This is a genomic window from Micromonospora sp. NPDC047527, from assembly GCF_040643015.1.
In the GTDB taxonomy this organism is placed as follows: Bacteria; Actinomycetota; Actinomycetes; order Mycobacteriales; family Micromonosporaceae; genus Micromonospora.
On sequence record NZ_JBEYTK010000001.1, the window covers coordinates 1,813,152 to 1,830,460 of the forward strand.

The 17,309-nt window shown below is 72.5% G+C and carries 11 protein-coding genes; 5 read left to right on the forward strand and 6 right to left on the reverse strand.

The window, feature by feature from the left end:
* Nucleotides 1-13: 13 nt before the first annotated feature.
* Entirely contained in the window at nucleotides 14-1,522 is a 1,509-nt protein-coding gene (locus ABZ808_RS08035; RefSeq protein WP_357002444.1) for an MFS transporter, read from the reverse strand.
* A 204-nt stretch (nucleotides 1,523-1,726) separates the two neighbouring features.
* On the opposite strand from ABZ808_RS08035, the gene ABZ808_RS08040 reads away from it, so the two are divergent.
* Entirely contained in the window at nucleotides 1,727-2,596 is an 870-nt protein-coding gene (locus tag ABZ808_RS08040; RefSeq protein ID WP_357002447.1) for a DUF6745 domain-containing protein, read from the forward strand.
* 170 nt (nucleotides 2,597-2,766) lie between these two features.
* Here the strand turns inward: ABZ808_RS08040 and ABZ808_RS08045 are convergent, their stop codons facing one another.
* The 5 genes from ABZ808_RS08045 to ABZ808_RS08065 form a co-directional block, all read right to left on the reverse strand.
* Nucleotides 2,767-3,273, reverse strand: a complete 507-nt coding sequence (locus ABZ808_RS08045) for a CGNR zinc finger domain-containing protein (protein ID WP_357002449.1) — start codon at nucleotides 3,271-3,273, stop codon at nucleotides 2,767-2,769.
* Nucleotides 3,274-3,889: 616 nt separating this feature from the next.
* Complete coding sequence (locus tag ABZ808_RS08050) at nucleotides 3,890-4,873, reverse strand: alpha/beta hydrolase (RefSeq protein WP_357002451.1); 984 nt, start codon at nucleotides 4,871-4,873, stop codon at nucleotides 3,890-3,892.
* The gene (locus ABZ808_RS08055) at nucleotides 4,873-5,280 is read right to left on the reverse strand and encodes a RidA family protein (protein WP_357002453.1); all 408 of its coding nucleotides are present in this window, start codon (nucleotides 5,278-5,280) and stop codon (nucleotides 4,873-4,875) included. The genes ABZ808_RS08050 and ABZ808_RS08055 overlap by 1 nt, the downstream gene beginning before the upstream one ends.
* A 47-nt stretch (nucleotides 5,281-5,327) precedes the next feature.
* Nucleotides 5,328-6,572, reverse strand: coding sequence for a cytochrome P450 (locus tag ABZ808_RS08060; RefSeq protein WP_357002456.1), 1,245 nt, complete (start codon nucleotides 6,570-6,572; stop codon nucleotides 5,328-5,330).
* On the reverse strand, nucleotides 6,569-9,814 hold the full coding sequence (locus ABZ808_RS08065; protein ID WP_357002458.1) for an AMP-binding protein: 3,246 nt from the start codon (nucleotides 9,812-9,814) through the stop codon (nucleotides 6,569-6,571). Before ABZ808_RS08065 ends, ABZ808_RS08060 begins: the two co-directional genes overlap by 4 nt.
* A 174-nt stretch (nucleotides 9,815-9,988) precedes the next feature.
* Here ABZ808_RS08065 and ABZ808_RS08070 point away from each other — a divergent pair, with 174 nt between their 5' ends.
* The 4 genes from ABZ808_RS08070 (at nucleotide 9,989) to ABZ808_RS08085 (ending at nucleotide 17,169) form a co-directional block, all read left to right on the forward strand.
* Nucleotides 9,989-12,997 carry a beta-ketoacyl synthase N-terminal-like domain-containing protein gene (locus tag ABZ808_RS08070; protein WP_357002460.1) on the forward strand — a complete coding sequence of 1,003 codons (3,009 nt, stop codon included), beginning with the start codon at nucleotides 9,989-9,991 and terminating at the stop codon, nucleotides 12,995-12,997.
* Nucleotides 12,998-13,076: 79 nt separating this feature from the next.
* A complete protein-coding gene (locus ABZ808_RS08075; protein ID WP_357002462.1) occupies nucleotides 13,077-15,026 on the forward strand; it encodes a non-ribosomal peptide synthetase in 1,950 nt (649 codons plus the stop codon).
* Entirely contained in the window at nucleotides 15,026-15,778 is a 753-nt protein-coding gene (locus ABZ808_RS08080) for an alpha/beta fold hydrolase (protein ID WP_357002464.1), read from the forward strand. The genes ABZ808_RS08075 and ABZ808_RS08080 overlap by 1 nt, the downstream gene beginning before the upstream one ends.
* Nucleotides 15,775-17,169 carry a glutamine synthetase family protein gene (locus ABZ808_RS08085; protein WP_357002466.1) on the forward strand — a complete coding sequence of 465 codons (1,395 nt, stop codon included), beginning with the start codon at nucleotides 15,775-15,777 and terminating at the stop codon, nucleotides 17,167-17,169. The genes ABZ808_RS08080 and ABZ808_RS08085 overlap by 4 nt, the downstream gene beginning before the upstream one ends.
* Nucleotides 17,170-17,309: the final 140 nt, after the last annotated feature.

The window sequence follows — 17,309 nt, forward strand, 5'->3', positions numbered from 1 at the left end:
GGCGACACCGTACCTACGGCCGCGGCGTGCGCGGCGACGGGATCAGCACCCATGCCAGCACCGCCGCTACGAGGGTCAGCGCCGCCGCGACCAGCGAAGTGACCTGCATGCCGGTGATGAACGCGTCCCGCGCGCCGGCAGCGGCTTGCGGCGGCAGCACCTGCAGCGCCGAGCCCAACGAGTCACGTACCCGCGCCGCGTCCTCGGCCGGCAGCCCGGACGGCACGCTCACGTTGTTGCGGTACAGCAGCGACAGAAGGGAGCCCAGCACCGCGATGCCCAGCACCACGCCGAGTTCGTTGGCGGTCTCGGTGATCGCGGAGACGGAGCCGGCCTTGCGTGGTGGTGCGGCCGAGATGATGGCGTCGCCGGTCAGCGTCATCGCCAGCCCGATGCCGAGGCCGATGGGCACGAGCGCCAGACCGAGCCACAGGTACGGCCCGTGCGCCGCCGCCGCCACCGCTGCCAGCCCCACGGCGGCCAGGCCCAGGCCGAGCGCGATGGCCCGACCCCGGCCGAGCCGGGCCACGACCAGCGCGATGATCGCGATGACGACGATCGAGGCCAACGTCGCGGGCATCTCGGCGAGGCCAGCCTGCAATGGGCCGAACCCGCGGGCGAACTGCAGATACTGCGAGAAGAAGAACAGCAGCCCGACCAACGCGAAGATGGAGATGACGTTGGCGACGACCGCCCCGGAGAACGCCGCGTTGCGGAACAGGTCGACGTCGAGCATGGGCTGCTCCAGCCGCCGCTGGCGCCGCACGAACAGCACACCGGCTGCCAGTCCGGCGAGCAGGCAGGACACTGTCACGCCGTCGACGCCGGCCCCGACCACATGCTTGATGGCGTACACCAGGGGCACGATCGCCGCCATGGACAGCACCGCCGAGAGCACGTCGAAGCGGCCCGGTTGCGGATCGCGCGACTCCGGCAGCAGAAGAAGGCCGGAGACCACCACCAGGATCATCACGGGCACGTTGATGAGGAACACCGAACCCCACCAGAAGTGCTCCAGCAGGAACCCGCCGACGAGCGGCCCGATCGCCGACCCCGCCCCGAAGGCGGTGGACCAGATCGCGATCGCCCGGGTGCGTTCGCCGCTGTCGGTGAAGATGTTGCGGATCAGCGACAGCGTGGACGGCATCAGTGTCGCCCCTGCCACACCGAGCAGCAGACGCGCCCCGATCAGCGCCTGCGCGCTGGGAGCGAACGCGGCCAGCAGCGACGCCGCACCGAACGCCACCGAACCGATCAGCAGGATCCGCTTACGCCCGAACCGGTCGGCCAGATTGCCCATCAGCACCAGCAGACCCGCCAACGTCAGCGAGTAGATGTCACCGATCCAGAGGATCTGTTCCGCGCTCGGCGCCAGGCTCGCGGTCAGCGCCGGCACCGCCAGCGAGAGCACCGTCCCGTCGATGGCGAGCAACAGCACAGCCGCGGCCAGCACAGCGAGCGCCGCCCACCGCCGACGGGCCGACAGCGCCGGCTCTGGAGCCGACGTCACCAAGGAGGTCATCCCGAAACTGTACCGACCAGTCGGTTCGGTTCGTCAGGATGATCCTGGCCACACGGGGAGCGGCAGCGGTCCTGCGTCGGTCGTGGCGTCGACGTCGAGGACCAGGCGGCGTGGCAGGCGGGCAATCGCCTTGCGCCGGCGTCGCGTTGTGGGCCATAGTCGTTCCATGATCTCTTACCGGAAGGGCGGCGACGCCCTGGCGCTGTGAGCGCCCCCGCGCGGCGCGACGACGCCGCGAAACCCCCACAGGCCGTTCGCAGCGGCAACCCGCGCGACCTGTGGCAGCAGGCCATTCGAATCCGTCAGGAATGGCTCGACCACGCACTGTCCACCCAGCCGGCTGACAGGTCGGCCGCCGAGCGCTGCCTGACCGCCATCTACGCCAGGGCATCGCGGCCCCGACCCCGGTTCGAATGGGTCGACTCGCCAGCCAAGGCACTCCCCCTGATCACCGGCTGGCCCACCCTCGATCAACTCTACGAGCGCATCCGGGACCCCCGGCCGCGCGGAACACCGCCGTTGGCAAGCGGTATTGCCATGATCGCCTCCCAGTTGCGCGGCGCGCTGAGTGCGGGCGTCACCCACACCGATCCCGAACTGTCACCCGTGCGTGCGAGCAAGACCAAGGAACCATGGCCGGAACTGGCGCCGCCACACGCGCTCGACAGTGGCGTTCCGCTCGCTGTCGTGCTGCACCAAGGCGTACGCACGGCATTGCACCGAAGCCTCGCGCACGGGTGCTACCTGCCCGTGCGCGCGGTCCTCGCGGACGAAGCTCCAGTGCCCGTGTGCTGGTACGGGCAGCAGGACGCGTCATGGATCGCCTACTACGACGTGCTGCATCGGCTCGGCCTTGCCAGGTACGGGCCGGACGAGGCCGAACATCTCGACGCCTGGGCCGGCCTGGCCCGCTCCTGCGGCTGGTGGTGGCCCGGCGAGGACGTCTGCGTCGTGGTGGACCGGCCGCAGGCGATACGAACCGAGCCGGTCTCCGGAACAGCGCACGACCAGATTCGGCTCCACCCTCGCGGTCTGCGCTACCGCGACGGCTGGCAGCCGCTCCTGACCGGGTGACCTGACGAGGGCCGGCCGGGGCGGGCACTCGCCAGTCCCGGCCGGCCCGCCCGAGGTCGCACTCGACACCGACGACAACATCCCGCACGCGCTGTGCGCCGGGCCAGCGGCTTGCCGCTCAAGGGCACCCCGCCGGGCCGGATCGCCGAGGCGGTCCGGTCCCGGCGCTGTCAGCCGCTGGTCGACATACGGGCGCGGTACGCGGCGACGGCGGCACGATTTCCGCAACGACCGTCGCAGTACCTCTTGGATCTGTTCTTGGAGAGGTCCACCATCACGTTGTGGCATTCGGGGTGGGCGCACGCCCGTAGCCGGCGAAGCTCTCCCTGACGAAGCAGGTCGGCAACGGCGATCGATGTTCTGATGGCGAAGCGGGTCGCGAGTGGCGCATCCGCTGGAGCGACCTCCCAGCGGTAACCCCAGGTGCCGCGTTTCACCAGTTGCGGAAGCGCGTTGAACTCGTGGAGCAGTTGATTGACCACCTGTGCCGCGGCATCTCCGGTTGCCTGCCAGAGTTCACGGAGTCGAGGGTGGAGACTGCGGAGCGTCTGCAGATCGTTCCTGCCACAGGTCGACCCCTCGTCCCAGGCCAGGATCTGCACAATGCGTCTGAGCGCGGCATCATCGGGCTGGGCACCGTCTCCTCCGCTCGTGTTGACCAGCGCCGCGGCGGCCACCAGTGCCCGTGCCGCGTCCTGCGGGAGGACCAGGCTGGCCCCCTCGTGCCCGCCGATATCCGGTCCTGCCCGCCATCGGTGCGGACCGTACCCACCCGCCCGCGACGGCTGGCTCCCCGCGGGACCGGCGAGCCGAGACGTCATCGCGCGCTGGAGGGCGGGGCCACCGGCCAGTCGATGTCGGTGGCCGAGGCGGCGCTTGTCGTGCACAGCACGGAGACGAGGACGGCAACGGCGATCATGAGGAACCTACGCACAGTCAACTCCAGATGTGAGGGATGCGGGTGAGGGCAAAGCCGGCGGTCGTACCGCGTCGGGTTGTCCTCCCTGGTACGACCAACCTATCTGGGGCACCAGTGCTTGGCAATAAGTTGCCAGAAGATGGCATGAGTGAATATCCGTTTAGGCAACCGCGCTTTAGGTGCGGAAATACGCCGCAGATCGGGATAGGCCGGCACGGCACGGGCACGCGAGCACGCGTTCGTCGACCAGGGCGCAGCCACGGTAGCCCAGCCGTGTTGTCTCGCATGTGCCAAGTTGGTTGTCTCCCACGCGTCGAGCCGGGGCCGCCACACGGCGGTGACCCGGCTCCCCGGCGGCTGCTGACCGGCCTCGGTCAGCCGAGCACCCGCCTCAGCCAGCCGATGCGGGCCTGCTGGGCGTTTCGCGAGACCGTGGCGGTAGGCACCCACTCGTCGAAACTGTGGAACGCACCCGACCAGACGTGCAGCTCGGCCTGCCCGCCGGCACGCCAGATCCGGCTCGCGTACTCGATGCCCTCGTCGCGCAGCGCCTCGACCGAGCCCACCTCGATGAAGGCCGGCGGCAGACCGGACAGGTCCGTCGCCCGCGCCGGAGCGGCATAACAGGACACCGACGGCGTGCCTCGGCGCTCGCCCAGCAGCGCGGTCCAGCCCGCCTCATTGGACAGCCCGTCCCACAGGCCGACCCGGCTGAGCTGACGGCAGGAGTCCGAGGCGCACCGGTCGTCCAGCATCGGGAACTGCAGCAGTTGTCCCTTGGGCCGGAGGCCACTGCGGTCCCGCGCGAGCAGGGCCAGGCCGGCGGCCAGGGCACCACCGGCACTGTTGCCGCTCAACACGATCCGGTCAGGATCGAGGCCGAGGGAGCCGGCATGATCGGCGAGCCACAGCAGACCCGCGTGACAGTCCTCCACGGGTGCCGGATCGGGGTGCTCGGGCGCGAGCCGGTATTCGACCGACACCACCGCGAGGGAGAGCGCCTGAGCTCGGTCGAGCTCGCCGATCAGCTCGGTGCTGCGGTGGCTGCCGGCCACCATGCCGCCGCCGTGGGTGTGGTAAACCACCGGGACCGGCGTCGTGACGCCCACCGGCCGGCAGATCAGCAGGCTGATGTCAGGGGCGCCGGCCGGGCCGGGGACCTTCCGTTCCTCGATCTCGAACGCCCCATCGCGGCGGATCTGCGCGTCGGTCAAACGGCCGGTCCGGGAGCGTTGCCGTCGGTCGGCGATCAGGTCGGCGGTGAGCGGCATCGGCAGCTGGGACAGGATCTCCGCCAGCGGACCGGCCAGCTCGGGGTCGAACGGTGGTGGGGCTGCGGCGGTCACGGTCCCGGTCATCACGCCTCCTCCAACAGTGCCAGAGCGTCCACTTCGAGCAGCAGGTCCGGGCGGTAGAGCGCGACCACCTGCACCACGGTGCTGGCCGGCGGCCGGGAGGTGTCGATGAACTCGTCGCGTACCGCCAGCACCGCCGGCACGAACGCGACGTCGGTGACGAAACAGGTGAGCTTGACGACGTCGTCGAAGCCGCCGCCGGCTGCTGCCAGGCAGCGACCCATGTTGGTGAAGACCTGCCGCGCCTGCGCCTCGGGGTCGCCCGGGCCGACCAGCTCCCCATCGGCGTCGAACGCCATCTGCCCGGCGATCGCGGCGAGCCGGCCCCGCCCGAGCACGACATGGGTGTAACCGGAGCTTGGCTGCACGCCGGCGGGCTCGGCCAGGTGCGTGATACGTGGTGTTGGCACAGGTGTCCTCCCGAGGGGTTCGGTGATGGTGCGGGCGTACCCGCCGGTTAGCGCGCCCGCAGCCGGACCGGCAGGCTCTCCGTGCCGTTGACCGCGATCGAGCTGACCCGGCGGACCGGGCCGTCCAACTCGATCGCGTACGCCCCGTCGAGCAACTCGGAGAAGAGCACCCGCATCTGGGCCCGGGCCAGCGTGGCACCGATGCAGAAGTGCTCACCGACGGCGAGGGCGATGTGCCGATTGGGCGTACGCGTGATGTCGAACTCGTACGGGTCGGTGAACACGTCCTCGTCACGGTTGGCGGAGGGAAGCCAGAGCACGACCTTGTCGCCGGCGGCGATGCGCTGCCCGCGCAGCTCGTACGGGCGCGTGGCGGTCCGCACGCTGTGGGTGGCGCTCGACGTCCACCGCATGATCTCCTCGATCGCGCTGGGCAACAGCGTCCGGTCAGAGGCGAGGCGGTGCCACTGCTGCGGGTGTTCGAGTAACGCCTGCGCCCCGCCGATGAGGGCCAGCCGGCCGTTCTCGGTGGCGCCGATGAGGTTCTCGCAGTTGAGCACGACCTCGATCTCGGTGAGCAGGTCACCGCCCACGGTGCCGTGCAGCAGCGCGCTCACCAGGTCTTCGGTCGGTTCCTCCATCCGGCGGTACAGCAGGTCCATGAAGTAGTCGACGATGTCGGGGTGGGAGACGAGCGAGCTGTGGGCCGCGAAAGCCTCGTCGGTCCATCGGTACAGCTTGTCGTGGTCGGCTTCGGGCACCCCGAGGATGTGCGCGATCACCGTCAGGGACAGCCGTCCCGCCACGTCGGTGGCGAAGTCGCAGGTGTCCTGCTCCGCCGCGCGGTCCAGGACGCCTCGGACACTGGCGCGCACGTAGCCCTCCAACGCCCGCACCGCGCGGGTGTTGAACCAACCGGCCATCAGCGCCCGCAGCTGCTTGTGACGGGGGGCGTCGGTGAGCGCGAGCGTGAGGTTGCCGCCCGGATCGGGGCCGGCCGCGGCTGGCCGCAGCAGCACGCCCTGCGCCGAGCTGAACGTGGCGCTGTCCTGGTAGACGGCGCGGATGTCCGCATGCCTGGTCAGTGACCAGAACCCTGGCAGCTCGGTCGCGGGCTGCCAGTGCACCGGCGCTTGCGCGCGCATCCACGCCCACAGTGGGTGCGGATCGCCGGTGGCGTACAGGTCCGAGTCGGTGAGCCGGGACAGCGACGGCGTGCCGGCCACGGCCCGGCCGGGCGCGTCGGTCTCCGCTGGCTCGGTGGTGGTGGCCGGAACGGTGCTGATGGTCATGGCCGGACTCCCGTCGCCTGGCTGTACACGTACTCGGAAAAGTGCTTGGCGAGGTCGGCCGCGGTTTTCTCGGTGACCGCCGTGGGGTTGTAGGTGACCTCCAGCCGCAGGCCGTCGCCGTCGGGCCACAGCTCGGCGTGCAACTGGAGGGGCAGGTCGAGATACGGCTGTCGGACGAAGGTGACGCGGGCGTCCGGAATCCGCAGCTCGGGGACGGCATTGTTCTGGTAGGCGAACAGCGTCTGGTACGCCGGTGGCCGCCCGGCCTCGCCGAGCAGCTGGAACCCGGCCAGGCTCTGGGCCGCGAGCATCTGCTGGACGGTACGGCCCACGATCCGGACGGCAGCGGTGTCGCCGGCGCACGCGGCACCGCGCAGTGGCAGGCAGAGCATGGTGATGTGGCAGCCGATCGCGCGTTCCAGGGCGGGGTCGTCGCGGCGGGCCACCGGCACCCCGAAGGCGACGTCCCGCTGGCCGGTGACGTCGGCGACGCTGGCCGCCCAGAGGGCGAGCAGCACGACGAAGCGGGTGACGTTGGCAGCGGCAGCGGTGGCGTCAACGGCCGCGAGGGCGTCCGCGGCCAGCGTCGCCTCGACCCGCTCGGGTTGCCGGCGCCACCCGAGCGGCACGATCGCGGACGGTGCCGTCGTGCTGGTCGCGGCCTCGAACGCTGTCACGCCGTCGGCTGCGGGGCGCTCGGCGGATGCGACGCGGTCGTCGGATCCCGTGTCGTCGCCGTCGAGGGTTGACGGATCGGACGACCACCGCAACGGCGGCACACCGGCCAGGGCAGCGCGTACCTCGACGAGGCGGCGTTCGGGCTCGGCCAGCCGGCAGCGGGCCAGTTCGGCGTGGGCCAGGTCGGCCAGGGCCGGGCCGGGTCCGAGCGCGACCGCGAGCCGGTCGGGGTCGACATCGGCCAGGGCGATCCGGTAGGCGGTGCCGAGATCGTTGGCAAGGACGGCCTCGGACCACCCGTCGAAGGCGACGTGGTGCACCGCGCATCCGAACACGGCCGTGGGCGGTGCCGGCTCCGGCATGTCGACAGGCACGAGGACGGTCTGCCACACCTGGGCGTCGTGTGGCGCCAACGGCGCGGCGAGCGCCTCGCGGGCGGCGGCCAGGGCCGCGTCGACGTCGGCCCGCGGCGGCAGCACGGTCAGCGTGGGCGCCGGCACGTCGTCGGGATACGCCGCCGGTTCCGGGTCGAGCAGGTATGCCGCGCGCAGCGACTCGTGCCGCAGGTGTACGGCAGCGATCGCGGCGGACAGGGCCGACCGGTCGAGTTCGCCCTCGACGACCCAACTGAGCAGGCAGTGCCCGGTACGGTCGGCCGGGTTCAGCACTTCCCGGGTCAGTTGCATGACCTGGACGGCGGTCAACGGGGCGGCGTCGTCGTCGGGGACCGGCACGGCGGTCTCCCGCCCTGAGTCCGGGACGTCCGCCGCGTCGGACAGCCGGCGAGCGAGGCCGGTGACGGTCGGGTACTCGTACAGCCAGGACACCGGCACCGGAATGCCGGTGCGCGCCGAGAGTCGGGCACACACCCGGCCGGCGTCGAGCGAGGTCAGACCCATGTCGGGGAACGGCGTGTCCAGCCGGATCGTGCCGACACCGAGGACGGCGGCGACGCACTCCGCGACGTCGCGCAGCACCGGGTCGTCGAGGGTGGCCGGGTCGCGGCCAGCGGCCGGGTCGGAGGTGACAGCGGGGGGTTTCAGCAGCGCCAGCAGCGCCCGCTCGTCCAGCTTGCCCTGGGCGGTGAGCGGAAACGCGGCGACGCTGACCACCGCGGCCGGGCGGTGGTAGGCGACGAGCGCGTCGCGGATCCGAGACGTCGCCTCGGGCAGCGGGTCACCGTCGCGGACGGGCACGCAGAACGCGACCAGCTCCCGGTCGCCACGGCCGGTGGCGCGGGCCACCACTCGGCAGTGCCGTACGTCGACGAGCAGTTCCTCGATCTGGCGTTCGACCTCGGCCGGCTCCACCCGGTTGCCACGGATCTTGAGCTGACGGTCGGCGCGACCGGTCAGGTGCAGCAGACCGTCTTCGTCCCAGGTGCCGAGGTCGCCGGTGCGGTAGACGCGGACGTCCCGATCGCCGACGCGGATCCGGGTGAACTTGACGGCGGTGAGGGCGGGGTCGCCGAGGTACTCGATCGCCAGTCCATCGCCGGCCAGGCAGATCTCGCCGGTCTCGCCGACGGCGCAGGGGCGCTGACCGTCCAACACGTACACCTCGGTGCCGGGCACGGGTCGGCCGAGCGGGATGCCGCCGGGCCGCTCGCAGTCGTCGGCGCGGATGCGGTGGGTGGTGGCGAAGACCGTGCACTCGACCGGGCCGTACCCGTTGAGCAGGACGGTGTCGGGATGCAGCGCCAGGAATCGGCGTACGTGCGGCACGGACAGCCGCTCCCCGCCGATCATCACCTGGCCCAGGCCCTCGAACGCGTCGGGTGCCTCGTCCATGATCAGGTTGAACAGGCTCGCGGTGCACCACGCGGTGTTCGCACCATGCCGGGCCACCCCGTGGCGCAGGGCCGACGCCGACAGGTAGGGATCGGACACGATCACCGAGGTGCCGCCGTTGAGCAGGGCGGACCACAGTTCGAGGGAGAACGCGTCCCAGGGGGTGGCGGCGGCGAGCGGGATCACCGTCCGGTGGTCGAAGCGGGCGAAGCCGCCGGGCCGCAACAGGCGGGCGGTGGCCCCGTGCGGGCTGACCACCCCCTTCGGCCGACCAGTCGTGCCGGAGGTGAAGAAGACGCAGCACGGGTCGGTGGCGGCGACGGCCACCGACCGGAAGCCGGGGCCCGCATCTACCGGGGCGGCCGAGATCGGCCAGGCCGGCACCGCGAGGTCCCCGGCCGGCTCGGTGCCGGTGACCACCAGTGGGGGTCGCAGGTCGGTGAGCACGGCGTCGAGTCGCGGCGCGGGCCAGTCCGGCGGCAGCAGGCAGTAGGCGGCTCCGGTCTTGAGTACGGCCAGTAGCGCGACGACCAGGTTGGCGCTGCGCGGCAGCAGGATCGGCACCCGGTCACCGGGCCGCACCCCGGCGTCGACCAGGCCGGCCGCCCAGGCATCCGCGGCGGCGTCGAGCTGCGCGTACGTGATGGTGCAAGGGCCCTCGACGACGGCGGCGGCGTCGGGTCGATGCCGCGCCTGCCGGGCCACGGTCTGGTGGAGCCCTTCCGCCGGAGCGGTGTTGGGCGGGCCGACCGACCATCGCGGGTCTGCGTGCACGCTGTTTCCCCTCGTCGGTACCTCTCGGGGTGACCAGGCGACGTGCGCCGCCATGTTCGACACGAACGTTGCCATGACATTGCCTAGTCTGGCAACCTACTGGCAAGCCCGGGCAGGTAGACCGCATCGATCCACGCCGGACGGTGCTCCTGGTGACTGATCAAAGGTGGGTGCATGGCACGCGACCATTCCCTCGACATCGCCGTATCCGGCATGGCCGGCAGGTTTCCCGGCGCACCGGAGCTGACCCAGTGGTGGGACGCTCTCACTGCCGGCCGGGTGCTCACCCGGCGTTACCAGCGGCAGGAACTCGCCGCCGAAGGGGTGCCCCCGGACCTGCTCGACGACCCGGACTACGTGGCGGTCCACGGCCACCTCGCCGACGCCGACCGGTTCGACCACGTGCTGTTTCGGATGAGCCCGCGCGAGGCCGAGATGCTCGACCCGCAGCACCGGCTGATGCTGGAGTGCGCCTGGTCGGCCCTTGAGGACGCCGGTGCCAACCCGCTCGACACCGGGTTCACCACCGGCGTGTTCGCCAGCGCCAGCAGCAGCGACTACCTGCGGCGGATGGTGGCCGGCGGCCAGCTCACGCCGCTGACGCTGGAGGACGCGCTGCACGGCACCGAGCCCGACTTCCTGGCCAGCCTCCTGTCCTACCGGCTGAACCTGAACGGCCCCGCGCTGGCGGTGCAGACCGCCTGCTCGTCGTCGCTGGTGGCGGTACACCTCGCCGTGCAGGCGCTGCTTAACGGCGACTGCGACCAGGCGCTCGTGGTCGCCGCCGGGATGGCCTTCCCACAGGCGGGGCACCTGCACGTGCCCGGTGGTATCCACTCCCCCACCGGCCACTGCCGCCCGTTCGACGCGAGCGCCGACGGCATCGTCGCCGGGTCCGGCGTCGCCTGCGTGGTGCTGCGGCGCCTCGCCGACGCCCTCGACGACGGCCCCGCCCCGCACGGGGTCATCCTGGGTACCGCCATCAACAACGACGGATCCGCGAAGGCCGGCTACTACGCGCCGTCCGTCGAGGGCCAGCAGGCCGTCATCCGCGCTGCCCTGCGGGCCGCCGACGTCGACGGCGAGTCCATCGGATACCTGGAGAGCCACGGCACCGGCACCCGCATCGGCGACCCCATCGAGTGGACCGCCGCGTCCGCGGCCCTGCGCGCGAGTGGCGCCCGCCCCGGGCAGGTCGCGGTGGGTGCGCTGAAGGCGAACACCGGCCACCTCGACAACGCCGCGGGTGTGGCCGGCCTGATCAAGGCGATCCTGGTGGTCCGGGAAGGGGTGATCCCTCCGGTCGCCGGGCACACCACGCTCAACCCGCTCCTCGACCACGACGGGTCGCCGCTGTACGTACCGGATCAGGCTCGGCCATGGCCCGGCACGGAACCTCGGCGCGCCGGGGTCAGCTCGTTCGGCGTCGGTGGCACCAACGCCCACGTGGTCGTGGAGCAGCCCTCGGTCGAGAGCACCGCCCCTCGCAGCGCCCGCCCGGGCCGCCACCTGGTCGTGCTGTCCGCCGCCGACGGTGCCGCGCTCGACCGCGCCGCCACCCGGCTCGCCGCGCACCTGCGCACCCACGACGTCCTGCCGCAGGACGTCGTGCGGACCCTGGCTGCCGGCAGGGCACACCTGGCCGAGCGACTCGCCGTCGTCGGAACCGACACCGACGAACTCGCCGAGCGGCTGGCGTCCCGTCACACCGCCGTGCACGGCCGCGTGCCCGCGACCGGCCCGGCGCCACTCGTGTTCGCCTTTCCCGGGCAGGGCACCCAGTACCCCGGCATGGCCCGGCCACTGGCCGCTGACCTGCCCGGCTTCAGCGCCGCGCTGGCGACCGTGCTCGACGAGTACGACCCCACCACCGCTGAGCTGGTCGGCCGCGCGCTGCTCGACCCCGGGTTCCCCGCCGACGACCTGGCCGAGACCGCCCTGGCCCAGCCCGCCCTGTTCGCGGTGGAGTACGCCGCCGCGATGGCGCTGCGTGAGCTCGGCCTGCGCCCGGCGGCCGTCACCGGGCACAGCCTCGGCGAGATCACCGCCGCGTGCGTGGCCGGTGTGCTCGACCTGGCCGACGCCGCCCGGCTGGTGACCGTCCGCGGGGCGGCCATGCAGCAGTGCCCACCCGGTGCCATGCTCGCCCTGACCTGCGGCGAACAGGAAACCGCTGACCTGGTACGCGCATCCGGCCTTGCGCTGGAGACCGCTGCCGTCAACTCTCCCGAGCACACCGTGGTGGCCGGCCCGCCGGACGTCGTCGACGCCTTTGCGGCCTGGCTGAACGGCCGGGTGCGTGCGCGGCGGCTGCGCACCCGACGCGCATTCCACACCGCGCTCGTCGACGCCGTGGACGCCCCACTGCGGGAGGCACTGGCCGGGATGCGACTGCGACCGCCCACGCTGCCGTGGGCCGCGAACAGCGGCGAACTGCTCCTCCCGGGAGCCCCCGTCGGCGCGGCCCGGTTCACCGCACAGGCGCGCCACACGGTGCGGTTCGGACCAGCACTGCGGCGGCTGGCCGACCGGTTCGCCGATGCGGTGGTGGTCGAGGTCGGGCCAGGCCACGCGCTGTCCACTCTGGTGGAGAGCGGCGGCCTCACCGCCGTGCCGCTGTGCGGCGGTCGGCCCGGTGCCGACGACGAGGCGGTGCCCACTGCCCTCGGGCGTTTGTGGACGATCGGTCAGCCGGTGGCGATCGAGGCGACGTGCCCCACCGGGCGCCGCGTCCACCTGCCCGGCTACGCCTTCCACGGGCCACGCCACCTGGCCGCCGAGGCCAGACCCGCACCCGCCGCGCACCACCCGTCGGCTGCCGTCCCGCTGCCCGTCACCGCCCCGGCGCCGGATGCGACCGCACTCGCGACCGGGCGCGACAGCGGCATCGGCGCGACGCCCGGCGCCGACCACCCGGCTGGGGCTTGCGAGCAGGACGTGCCGGCGCTGCTCGGCCGGCTGTGGAGCGATCTGCTCGGTCGGGACCAGTTGCCCGATGACGCCGACTTCTTCGCGCTGGGCGGCGACTCGCTGGGCATCACCCACCTGGCTCGCCGGCTACGTACCGAACTCGGCATCCGGGTGCCGATCCGCGACCTCATGACCCGCCCGACGCTCGGCGATCACACGTCGATGTGCCGAGCCCTGGTCGACGGCGTCCGCGCACCTGTCGCGGTTGGCTGATCGACGCCGGGGCGACCGCCGTCCGCCGCTACCGCACCTCCGTCCGCACCCTTGTCACCAGGGAAGAAGGAGCTCGTCCATGACCACCCTGTCGATAACCCCACCGCTGGGTACGCCGGCCGAACTGCCGTACCTCGGCGGTCCCCTGCCGGACGGCCCGCTGCCGCCGGTGCCGGACCTGGTGACCGCGGTGGCCGCGCGCACGCCGTCGCGGCCGGCGGTGCGCTGCGGCACCGACGAGATGAGCTACGCCGAACTCGCCACACGCAGCTCCCGGATCGCCGCCGCGCTGACGAACGCCGGGGTGGGCCGCGGCGACCGGGTGGCGGTCCTCGCCGAGGCCAGCACGGCCACCGTCGCCGCCATCCTCGCCGTGCTGCGCTGCGGCGCGGCGTACGTGCCTCTGGACCCCGGCCAGCCCGACCAGCGGTTGGCCGAGATCCTCGCCGATGCCCAGGTCAGCGCGGCCCTGGTCAGTGACGGCACAGGCGACCGTCTGGCGGGCACGGGCCTGCCCGTGGTGCCGGTCACGGCGGGCGACACCGCCGCCGGCGACGACGGGGCACCGGTCGACGTCCCGGTGCTGCTCACCGACCCGGCGTACCTCATCTACACCTCCGGCAGCACCGGGGAGCCCAAGGGCGTGGTGGTCGAGCACGGGCAGTTGGCCGCCTCGACGCTGGCCCGGCGCATGGTCTACCCGGGCGAACCCACGTTCCTGCTGGTCTCCCCGCTCAGCTTCGACTCCTCGGTGGCCGGCCTGTGGGGCACGCTGACCGCGGGTGGCTGCCTGATCGTGGCCACCGGCGCGCAGGTACGCGACCCGGAGCAGTTGGTCGGCCTCGTCGACGACCACAGGGCCACCCATCTGCTGTGCATCCCGTCGCTGTACAGCTACCTGCTCGATGCCGCCGCGCGCCTGGGCGCGGGCCGCCTGGAGTCGCTGCGGACCGCGATCGTGGCCGGTGAGGCCCTGCCGCAGGAGCTGGTGGAGCGGCACTTCGTCCAGTCCTCCGGTCGCTGCGAGCTGGTGAACGAGTACGGCCCGACGGAGGCGACCGTGTGGGCGACCTACCAGCGCTTCACCGCACCAGCCCCGGTGACCATCGGCCGTCCCATCCCCGGCGCCCGGGTGTACGTCCTGGACGAGCAACTGTGCCCGGTCCCGGTCGGCCAGTCGGGCGAGCTGTACGTGGCCGGCGCCGGTGTGGCCCGCGGCTACCACGGGCGCCCCGAGGCCACGGCCCGGGCGTTCCGCGACGATCCGTTCGCGGCCGATCCCGGCGGGCGGATGTACCGCACCGGTGACCTGTGCCGGTGGACCTGCGACGGCACCCTGGAGTTCCTCGGTCGCCGGGACCATCAGGTCAAGGTACGCGGACATCGGGTCGAGCTCTCGGCCGTCGAGGCACAGCTGTGCGCGCTGCCCGGCGTCCGCGAGGCCGTGGCCGTCCCCGCCGCCGGTGACACCGAGCTGGTCGGCTTCGTCCTCTCCCCCGCCGGAGCTGCTCCGGAGTCCCTGCGACGGCAGTTGGCCGACCGGGTTCCGGCGGTCATGGTGCCGAGCCGGATCGTGGTCCTGGACCACTTCCCGCGCACCGCCAACGGCAAGACCGATCGGGCCGCACTGCGCGGCCTCGCCGACGCCGGCCCCGCGACCGCCGAGGCGGCGACGCCGGCCGGACCGGCCACAGCGGACCCGGCCGATCTGGCCGTGCAGGTGAGTGCGGCGTGGACCGATGTGCTGCAGCGCGACGACGTCCCCGCCGACGTCAACTTCTTCGACCTGGGCGGTCACTCGCTGGCGATGTTCCGGCTACGAGACACGCTGGAGCGGCGTACCGGGCGTCGACTGTCGGTGGTCGCCCTGTTCCAGCACACCACGGTGGCCGCGCAGGTGGCGTTGCTGCGCGACGGCGGCGACGCGGCCGACGCCGACGCGGCCAACGGCGCGGCCCGCTCCGCCCGTGCCCAGCGGGCCCGCGCGCTGCGTGCCCGCCGTACCGGCCTGATGCAGGAGGCAGAGTGATGACGATGCGCGAAACCACCACCTGGTTGCAATGCCCGGTCCCGCTCACCGACCCGAACGCGCGTCTGGTGTGCTTCCCCCACGCGGGCGGCTCCGCCGCCATGTTCCATTCGTGGGGCGGGCGTCTGCCCGGCGTCGAGGTGCACGCGGTCTGCTATCCCGGCCGCGCGCACCGGATCGCCGAACCGCCGCCCACCGACCTTCGCCGGCTCGCCACGCAGATCACCGACGCGCTGGTGCCGCTGGCGGACCGCCCGCTGATCCTGTTCGGTCACAGCATGGGCGCGGCCATCGCCCTGGAGACCGCTGTCGCGCTGCAGGACCGCGGGATCGAGCCGTTCCACCTGTTCGCGTCGGGATCGCGCGACGCGCCGTACCCAGGGCCGGAGCAGTTGTCGGACCCGGACGACCTGAACGACGCGGCGGTCGTGCAGCGCCTGCTGACGCTCGGCGGCACCGACCCGGAGTTGGCCGCCGACCCCGAGTTCCAGGAGTTGGTCCTGCCGTACGTGCGCGCCGACGGCCGGATGTTCCACGCGTACGAGCCGGGCGCGGGGCCGATGCTGCGGTGTCCGGTGACGACGATCGTGGGCGACGCCGACGACGACGCCGACTGCCGCCCGTGGTCGACGCTGACCACCGGGACGGTCCGCGCGTACGGCACCCGTGGCGACCACTTCTACCTGGTGGCCGAGCCACCGCTGGCGCTGCTGGGCGACTGCCTGCCCGCGCCGGTGAGGAGCGGGCCGTGACGATCACCTCCACCGACCTGCCCCGTTCTCCCGCCGTCGATGTCGGTCCCGTGGGCCGTTCGCCGCGCCGGACCGCGGCGGACGTCCTGGCGCTGGTCGAGCGGCACGACGTGGAGATCGTCCGCTTCCTGTGGGTGGACCACAACGGAATCCTTCGCGGCAAGGGCGTTGCCCGGGACATGCTGCCCGGCCGGCTACGGTCCGGGGTGCCGCTGTCGGTGGGTCGCCAGGCGGCGAGCCTGCTGGACCAGGCCCAGCCGGTGCCGGGGTTCGCGGTCATGGACGAGGTTCGCATCTCCGCCGACCCGGACACCCTGGCGCTGCTGCCGCACGCGCCGGGTTCCGCAGCCATGCTCGGTGACCTGCTCACCAGGGACGGCACCCCGTGGGGAGCGTGTCCGCGGGCGTTCCTCCGCGACGCCGTGGCCGCGGCCGACCAGGAGGGGTACGCCGTCGTGGCCGCGTTCGAACCGGAGTTCACCCTGCTGCGCGACGGGGTGCCGTTCGACGACGGACTCACGCTCGACAACGAGGCGTTCGACATCACCAACGGCTACGTGATCGCGCTGATCCGCGCCCTGCGCTCGGTCGGCGTGGCGGTGGAGCAGTACCACCCGGAGACCTCGCCGGGCCAGCACGAGGTCACGGTCCGGCCCGCCCCGGCGCTGCGGGCCGCCGACAACCACGTGTGGCAGCGGATACTCACCCGGGGTCTGGCCCGGCAGCACGGGCTGCGCGCCACGTTCGCCCCGGTGCCGCTGCCGGGGCTGCGCGGCAACGGCAACCACCTGCACGTGTCCCTCTGGCGTGACGGCAACGCGTTCGCCGCGCCCGGCGCGGGGCTGTCGGACGTCGCGCACCACTTCATCGCCGGGGTGCTGACGCACCTGCCAGCGCTCAGTGCCCTGCTGTGCCCCAGCGTCAACAGCTACGCGCGGCTGGTGCGGGGCAAGTGGGCCGGCGCCTACGGGTGTTACGGCTTCGACAACCGCGAGGCCGCGGTACGGGTCCCGTCGGTGCTGGGCGGCGACGAGTCCGGCACCACCAACGTCGAGATCAAGCCGTGCGACGGCACCGCCAACCCGTACCTGGCCCTGGGCGCCGTGATCCATGCCGGCTTGGACGGGGTACGGCGGCGGCTCGATCCGGGCCCGCCGCTGACCGTCGACCCGAACACCCTGTCCGACGCGGAACTGCGTTGCCGCGGGGTCACCGTCCTGCCCGGCAGCCTGGCCGAGGCGGTGGCCGCGTTGGAACGCGACGAGCTGTTGATGTCGGTGCTGGGCTCGCCCCGCCGGGACCTCTACACCGCGATCAAGCGCGCCGACGTTCGCGACCTGGCGGCGATGCCCGAGTCGGAGGTGTACGCCATACACCACACCCGGTTCTGACCCAGATACGCAGGGTTGCCGGCGCGGCAATGTGTCGGCAACCCGCCGAGGCAACGCCTGTGCCGCCACGCTGTCACAGCGCCTGTCGGCGTGGCTATACTCCTTTTCAGTCACATACCGTCGATGGCAACGCCGAATCA

Excerpts from the sequence above, each read along its gene's own strand:
- ABZ808_RS08075 (WP_357002462.1), top strand. The coding sequence starts at position 13,077 with ATGACCACCCTGTCGATAACCCCACCGCTGGGTACGCCGGCCGAACTG.
- ABZ808_RS08050 (WP_357002451.1), bottom strand. The coding sequence starts at position 4,873 with ATGACCGGGACCGTGACCGCCGCAGCCCCACCACCGTTCGACCCCGAG.
- ABZ808_RS08035 (WP_357002444.1), bottom strand. The coding sequence starts at position 1,522 with ATGACCTCCTTGGTGACGTCGGCTCCAGAGCCGGCGCTGTCGGCCCGT.
- ABZ808_RS08060 (WP_357002456.1), bottom strand. The coding sequence starts at position 6,572 with ATGACCATCAGCACCGTTCCGGCCACCACCACCGAGCCAGCGGAGACC.
- ABZ808_RS08070 (WP_357002460.1), top strand. The coding sequence starts at position 9,989 with ATGGCACGCGACCATTCCCTCGACATCGCCGTATCCGGCATGGCCGGC.
- ABZ808_RS08080 (WP_357002464.1), top strand. The coding sequence starts at position 15,026 with ATGACGATGCGCGAAACCACCACCTGGTTGCAATGCCCGGTCCCGCTC.